The organism is Streptomyces sp. NPDC043870 (assembly GCF_056435785.1).
On record NZ_JBWKDT010000001.1, the window covers coordinates 498,649 to 505,676 of the forward strand.

The following is a 7,028-nucleotide window of genomic DNA, read 5'->3' on the forward strand; positions in this document are numbered from 1 at the left end:
TCGTACGCCCGGGCCGGGCGGGGCTCGTCATATCCGTCCCGCCCTGCGTTCGGTGACGAGCAGCCAGAGCAGATAGCAGCCGCCGAGCACGCCCGTGACCACACCGACCGGCAGTTGCCGGTCGCCGAACGCCGACGTGGCGATCCAGTCCGCGCTCAGCAGCAGGGCGGCGCCCATCACGGCGGACGCGGCGAGGTTGGGCCCGGGCGAGCGGGTCAGCCGGCGGGCCAGCTGCGGCGCGCTGAGCGCCACGAAGGCGACCGGCCCGGCGGCGGCGGTCGCGGCGGCCGTGAGCAGGACGGCCGAGCCGATCAGGACGGCCCGGGTCCGCTCGACCCGGACGCCGAGCGCGTACGCCGCGTCGTCGCCCATCTCCAGCATCCGCAGCGGTCGTCCGTAGCCGAGGCACAGCGGGACGAGCACCGCGCAGACGGCGAGCAGCGGCCAGAACTGGGCCCAGTCGCGGCCGTCGAGCGAGCCGGTCATCCAGAGCACGGCACGGGTCGCGTCGACCAGGTTGGCCTTGGTGAGCAGGTAGTGGGTGACGCCGGTGAGCATCGCCATGACGCCGATGCCGACAAGCACCAGCCGGTAGCCGTGCACCCCTCGCTTCCAGGCGAGCAGATAGACGCCCAGACCGGTCAGCAGTCCGCCGGCGACCGCACCGCCCGCGACGGCGAACGCCCCGCCCTGGAACAGCACGATCACGATCAGCGCGCCCACCACCGAGCCCTGCCCGAACCCGAGCACATCCGGACTGCCCAGCGGATTGCGGGAGATGGACTGGAAGACGGCACCGCCCACCGCGAGCGCCGCACCGACCAGCAGGCCCACCAGCACCCGCGGCAGCCGCAGGTCGTTGACGATGAACTCCTGCGCGGGCGTGCCGTTGCCGAGCAGCGTGGCGACGACCTCGCCGGGCGTCATCGGGAAGTCGCCGCTGCCGACGAGCAGAACGGCCGCCGCCAGGGCGGCGGCGAGCAGCAGCAGGACGACGACGGACGCCCTCGGGTCCACACGGACGGAGAGTCCGCCCGGAGTACGTATCGCTTTCACGGCTCTCACAGCTGCGCCATCCTCTTGCGGCGTACGAGGTAGATGAAGACCGGGCCGCCGATGACCGCGGTGACGATGCCGACCTGCAGCTCGGAGGGCCGGGCGACGACCCGGCCGATGACATCGGCACCGAGCAGCAGCACCGGCGAGAGCACGGCCGCGTAGGGAATGATCCATCGCATGTCGGGCCCGGTGATGGCCCGTACGAGATGCGGCACCATCAGCCCGATGAAGACGATCGGCCCGCAGGCCGCGGTCGCGGCTCCGCAGAGCAGCGTGATCGCGACCATGGCCAGCACGCGGGTGCGCGTGAGATGGGCGCCGAGCGCGCGGGCGGTGTCGTCGCCCATCTCCATGGCGTTCAGCGGCCGGGCGATCAGCAGCGCGAGCAGTACGCCGGCGCCGATGAACGGGGCCACCTTGCCGATGGTCCCGGGGTCGGCCGATGCGAGCGATCCGACCGTCCAGAAGCGCAGCCGGTCCAGCGCCGCGGAGTCCAGCAGCTGTACGGCGTTGACGTACCCGTAGAGCGCATAGGTGGCCGCGGTGCCGGCGAGTGCGAGCCGCACCGGCGTGGCGCCCCGGCTGCCGCCGAGGACGTACACGACCACCGACACGATCCCGGCGCCGAGGAAGGCGAACCAGATGTAGTCGGTCAGCGAGGTGACGCCGAGGAAGCTGATGGCCGAGACAACAGCGGCAGCCGCGCCCGCGTTCACCCCGAGAATGCCCGGCTCGGCGAGCGGGTTGCGGGTGAGCGCCTGCATCACCGCGCCCGCCAGACCGAGCGCCACACCGGCCAGCAGCCCGAGCACGGTCCTCGGCACCCGCACATCGTGAACGATCACGTCGTTGCCGGTGCCGGAGTTCTGGAAGAGCCCGTGCCACACATCGCCGACCGGGACCGACTTGGCACCGATCGCGATGCTCGCGACGCAGACCAGCAGCAGGACACCGACGGACAGCAGCAGCCCGGCGGCGCGCAGCGCATGACGCTTGCGCGGCTCCGGCGCTGCGGCTGCCGAAGTCGGTTCCGCGCTCTGTTCGGGGAGACTGTCGACCAACACGCGGTTAGGTTAGCCTACCCTCCCATTGTGCTCGGATCAGGGAACCCCGCCGGGCCCCGGGTCACCAGCCCAGCCTGGCCAGCGCCTTCTCCGCATCGAGCGTGCTCCCAGCATCCCCCGCGTGCGTCCACGCCGCAGCGCACAACGCCCGCAGCCCGTCCAGCGGTTCGCCTTCCCCGTCCAGTACGAGCGTGTCGACGCGGACGGACGCGGTCCAGCCGCCACAGCCGAATCCGGGCCCGGCTTCGACCACTCCGGGCTGCCCGGTCAGCAGCCCCCGCAGATCCGCGTCCACATATGTCGGCCGGTGCTTCGGTTCCGCCGCCAGCAGCTGCGCCGCGTTCGTCACCCCGGTCAGAACGAGCAGCGAGTCCACACCCCCGTTGAACGCGCCCTCGATGTCCGTGTCCAGCCGGTCCCCGACCACCAGCGGCCGCTCCGCACCCGTCCGCAGAATCGTTTCCCGGTGCATCGGCGGCAGCGGCTTCCCCGCGATCTGCGGCTCGGCACCCGTCGCGATCCGTACGACCTCGACCGCCGCGCCGTTCCCCGGCGCGATCCCCCGCGCGCTCGGAATCGTCAGATCCGTGTTGGACGCGAACCACGGCACCCCGCGGGCGATCGCGTAACACGCCTCCGCGAGCCGCCCCCACGGCTGCTCGGGACCGCCGTATCCCTGTACCACGGCGGCGGGATCGTCGTCCGCGGAATCCACCGGCTCCAGCCCGCGTTCGCGCAGCGCGACCCGCAGCCCCTCGCCGCCGATCACCAGCACCCGCGCGCCCGCCGGGACCTGCTCGGCGATGAGCCGCGCCACCGCCTGCGCCGAGGTGATGACGTCCGCGGGCGCCGCCGGCACTCCCAGCTCGGTGAGATGGTGCGCCACCGCGTCCGGAGTGCGCAGCGCGTTGTTCGTGACGTACGCCAGATGCATCCCGCCGTCGCGCGCCGTCCCGAGCGAGTCCACGGCGTACGCGATCGCCTCCCCGCCCGCGTACACCACCCCGTCGAGGTCGAGCAGTGCCGTGTCGTACACGGCGCACAACGCCCGTGCGCTGCCGCTCGGCCTCGTCCTGGCCTGCTCGCCCATACTGTTCCGCTCCTTCATGAGTGGCTTTTATTGATCGCTCGCTGCTCCCCCGATCATCGCTCATCGCCTCAGCCACATACGATGCCTGAATGAGCACGAGAGGTGACGCGGCCGACGACGGTCTGCACATGATCCCGTTCCGCGGACTGCGCTATGTCCCCGAGCGGGTCGGCAGCCTCGCCGCCGTGACCTCACCCCCCTACGACGTCGTCGTACGCCCGGACGGACTGCACCACCTGGAGTCCGCGGATCCCTACAACATCGTCCGGCTGATCCTCCCCCAGGCAGCCACTGCCGAGGCCCGCCACGAGCAGGCCGCCGAGACCCTGGACCGCTGGCTGGCCGAGGGCGTCCTCGCACCCGATCCGGTGCCGTCGCTCTACGTCTACGAGCAGCGCAGGGGCGACGTTCTGCAGCGTGGGATCATCGGCGCGCTGGCACTGTCGGCCCCGGACGAGGGCATCGTGCTCCCGCACGAGGACGTGATGCCGCACGTGGTGGCCGACCGGGCGGCCCTGATGCGCACCACCGCCGCCAATCTGGAGCCGCTGCTGTTCACGTACCGCAGCGACGGCAGCGCGACCGGGGCTTCCGCCGTCATCGAACGCGTCATCCACGGCTCGCCGCTGCTGGCCACGACGACGGAGGACGGCTTCAGCCACCGCCTCTGGTCGGTCACCGACCCGGCGGACCTGGCGGGGATCTCCGCGGACCTCACCCACCAGCAGGCTCTGATCGCCGACGGGCACCACCGCTGGGCGACGTACCTCCGTCTCCGCGACGAGCAGCCCGTTCCCGGGGCGTGGGACTACGGCCTGGTGCTCCTGATCGACACGGCCCGCTATCCGCTCCAGGTCCGCGCGATCCACCGCCTGCTGAACCGCCTCCCGGTCGCGGACGCGCTCGCCGCGGTGGAGGGCCTCTTCCGGGTACGGGACGTCGACGGCCCGCTCCCGCACGCCCTCGAAGTCCTGGCCTCCGCGGCCGCCGAAGGCAACGCCTTCCTGCTCGCGGGGGACGGCCGCTTCCATCTCCTCGACCGCCCGGACGCCGACCTGCTGGCCCGTACGGTCCCGGCAGGCCGCCCGGACGCCTGGCGCAAGCTCGACGCGACCGTCCTGCACGCCACGCTGCTGGACCACATCTGGCGCATCCCGGACCTGCCTGAGGACATCGCCTACATCCACGACACCGAGGCGGCGGTCGTCCAGGCCGAGCGCCGTGGCGGTACGGCGGTGTTGATGCATCCCGTACGGGAGGACGTCGTCCGGGAACTCGCCCAGCAGGGCGTCACGATGCCGCGCAAGTCGACGTCGTTCGGCCCGAAGCCGGCGACGGGCCTGGTCCTGCGCAGCTTGAACTTCGACTGACGAACCGGCCCGTACGGACCGTGCGACGAAACGCGGACGGACCGGCACCCGAGTGGGTGCCGGCCCGTCCGTGTGTCAGCGGAGGTACGGCCGGATCAGCGGATCAGGCCTTGTCCGTACCCGTCTCGTCCTGACCCGCATCCTGACCCTCGTCGTCGGCCGCTTCGACAGTCGCTTCCTCCGACTCGTCCTCGGCCGGCTCAGCGGCGTCCGGGCCATCGGCGTCCGACTCGTCGGTCATCGCGTCGACGAACTCCACGCCGTCCATCTCGGCGAGCCGGTCGGAGGCGTCCGTCGCCCCGTCCTTGTCCGCCTCGACGGCCTTGGCGAACCACTCACGGGCCTCGCCCTCGCGACCGGCCGCCAGCAGCGCGTCCGCGTACGCGTAGCGCAGTCGCGCGGTCCACGGATGTACGGAGTTCGACGCCAGCTCCGAGCTCTGCAGGGTGACGATGGCGGCCTCCAGCTGCCCCATGTCCCGGCGGGCCCCGGCGGCGACGAGCCTCATCTCGACCTGACCCGCCTTGTCGAGCTTCTGCACCTCGGGCTCACCGGCCATCGCCAGCGCGCGCTCGGGGCGGCCCATGCCACGCTCGCAGTCGGCCATCACGGGCCACAGCTCGACGCTCCCGGTCATCCGGCGAGCCGCCCGGAACTCCGCAAGCGCCTCCGAGAACTTCTGCGTCGCGTACGCGGCGAAGCCGGCGGCCTCCCGCACCGCTGCGACCCGCGACGCGAGCCGCAGCGCCACACGCGAGTACCCGTACGCACCCTCCGGGTCCTCGTCGATCAGCCGCGCGACCATGACGAGGTTCCTCGCGACGTCCTCGGCAAGCGTCTTGGGCAGGCTCTGAAGCTCCTGCCGCACGTCCTTGTCGATCTCGTCGCCGGTAACGTCCTCGGGGATCGGCAGCCGCTTGATCGGCTCCCGGTCACGGTCCCGGTCCCGGTCGTCCCGACGCCCGTACCCACCACGGTCGTCCCGCCCGCGGTAGCCCCCACGGTCCCTGTCGCGGTCACGGTCGTCCCGGCGAGGCCCACGCGCACGGTCGTCACGACGGTCGTCACGGCGGAAGCCGCCGCGGTCATCATCCCGACGCGGACCACGGTCGTCACGGCGGAACCCACCGCGGTCATCACGACGGTCATCACGACGCGGAGCACGGTCGTCACGACGGTCATCACGACGGAAGCCGCCGCGGTCATCATCCCGACGCGGGGCACGGTCATCACGGCGGAAGCCGCCGCGGTCATCATCACGACGCGGACCACGGTCATCCCGACGGTACCCGCCGCGGTCGTCACGACGGTCATCACGGCGGAAGCCGCCGCGGTCATCATCACGACGCGGGGCACGGTCATCCCGACGGTCGTCACGACGGAACCCACCGCGATCGTCACGACGGTCATCACGACGCGGGGCACGGTCATCGCGACGGTCATCACGACGCGGGGCACGGTCATCGCGACGGTCATCACGACGCGGGGCACGGTCGTCACGACGGTCATCACGGCGGAAGCCGCCGCGGTCATCATCCCGACGCGGACCACGGTCATCCCGACGGTCGTCACGCCGGAACCCACCGCGATCGTCGCGCCGGTCATCACGACGCGGGGCACGGTCGTCACGACGGTCATCACGGCGGAAGCCGCCGCGGTCATCGTCCCGACGCGGACCACGGTCATCCCGACGGTCGTCCCTGCGCCCGTAGCCGCGATCGTCCCGCGGGAAACGGCTTCCACGGCCGTCGTCCCGCCGGTCGTCACGACGCCCATAGCCGCGGTCGTCCCGCGGGAAGGAACCACCGCGGTCGTCACGGCGCTCACCGCCGCGGAAAGCACCACCGCGGCTGTCGTCCCTACGGTCGTCACGACGGTCGTCACGACGCCCGTATCCACCACGGCTGGCGTCCCCGCGGGGCCCGCCCCGGTAACCGCCCCGGTCGCCGCCACCGTCCCGGCGACGCGGCTCGCGCTCCGGACGGTCGTCGGAGGAGTTGGTGGACATCGTCATGGCTCCTGTCTTCTGCTAACGCAGTCATTCTCGCGCAGCCGGCCACCGGATGCGCTTCGGAGAAAATCAAGCAAAACAAAAAGGACCCGTGGTCCCAGCTGAACGCTGGGACCACGGGTCCTGAAAGATTGTTCGGCGGCGTCCTACTCTCCCACAGGGTCCCCCCTGCAGTACTATCGGCGCTGAAAGGCTTAGCTTCCGGGTTCGGAATGTAACCGGGCGTTTCCCTAACGCTATGACCACCGAAACCCTATCGGGTTCGAGCGAACAAGCACACTTTTCAATTAAGTCAGTGGATCTGGTTCGACCGGTGCGACTGTTCGCAACCCGGGAACCACACAGTGGACGCGAGCAACTGAGGACAAGCCCTCGGCCTATTAGTACCGGTCAGCTTCACCAGTTACCTGGCTTCCACATCCGGCCTATCAACC

5 protein-coding genes, 2 rRNA genes and 1 pseudogene are annotated in these 7,028 nt (G+C 71.1%); 1 reads left to right on the plus strand and 7 read right to left on the minus strand.

Going from position 1 to position 7,028, the window contains the following annotated elements; genetic code table 11:
• Positions 1–27 precede the first annotated feature (27 nt).
• From AC0699_RS02295 to AC0699_RS02305, 3 genes are all read right to left on the minus strand, one after another.
• Positions 28–1,065, minus strand: coding sequence for a FecCD family ABC transporter permease (locus tag AC0699_RS02295; protein WP_478654559.1), 1,038 nt, complete (start codon positions 1,063–1,065; stop codon positions 28–30).
• A complete protein-coding gene (locus tag AC0699_RS02300) occupies positions 1,062–2,123 on the minus strand; it encodes a FecCD family ABC transporter permease (RefSeq protein WP_478654563.1) in 1,062 nt (353 codons plus the stop codon). Before AC0699_RS02300 ends, AC0699_RS02295 begins: the two co-directional genes overlap by 4 nt.
• A 61-nt stretch (positions 2,124–2,184) precedes the next feature.
• Positions 2,185–3,213 carry an HAD hydrolase-like protein gene (locus AC0699_RS02305; RefSeq protein WP_478654566.1) on the minus strand — a complete coding sequence of 343 codons (1,029 nt, stop codon included), beginning with the start codon at positions 3,211–3,213 and terminating at the stop codon, positions 2,185–2,187.
• Positions 3,214–3,302: 89 nt separating this feature from the next.
• On the opposite strand from AC0699_RS02305, the gene AC0699_RS02310 reads away from it, so the two are divergent.
• Complete coding sequence (locus tag AC0699_RS02310; RefSeq protein ID WP_478654569.1) at positions 3,303–4,583, plus strand: DUF1015 domain-containing protein; 1,281 nt, start codon at positions 3,303–3,305, stop codon at positions 4,581–4,583.
• 103 nt (positions 4,584–4,686) lie between these two features.
• Here the strand turns inward: AC0699_RS02310 and AC0699_RS02315 are convergent, their stop codons facing one another.
• From AC0699_RS02315 to AC0699_RS02330, 4 genes and pseudogenes are all read right to left on the minus strand, one after another.
• Positions 4,687–5,451: a tetratricopeptide repeat protein gene (locus AC0699_RS02315; RefSeq protein ID WP_478654650.1), complete on the minus strand. Its 765-nt coding sequence runs from the start codon at positions 5,449–5,451 to the stop codon at positions 4,687–4,689.
• A gap of 144 nt (positions 5,452–5,595) precedes the next feature.
• A pseudogene (locus AC0699_RS02320) lies at positions 5,596–6,591 on the minus strand (hypothetical protein); the annotation flags it as partial.
• Between the two features lie 136 nt (positions 6,592–6,727).
• Positions 6,728–6,844: ribosomal RNA gene (gene rrf / locus AC0699_RS02325) — 5S ribosomal RNA — on the minus strand.
• A gap of 110 nt (positions 6,845–6,954) precedes the next feature.
• Positions 6,955–7,028: ribosomal RNA gene (locus AC0699_RS02330) — 23S ribosomal RNA — on the minus strand; the annotation flags it as partial.

What these genes read in the sequence shown, in the direction of transcription:
- AC0699_RS02305 (WP_478654566.1), bottom strand. Translation starts at nt 3,213, where the DNA reads ATGGGCGAGCAGGCCAGGACGAGGCCGAGCGGCAGCGCACGGGCGTTG.
- AC0699_RS02310 (WP_478654569.1), top strand. Translation starts at nt 3,303, where the DNA reads ATGAGCACGAGAGGTGACGCGGCCGACGACGGTCTGCACATGATCCCG.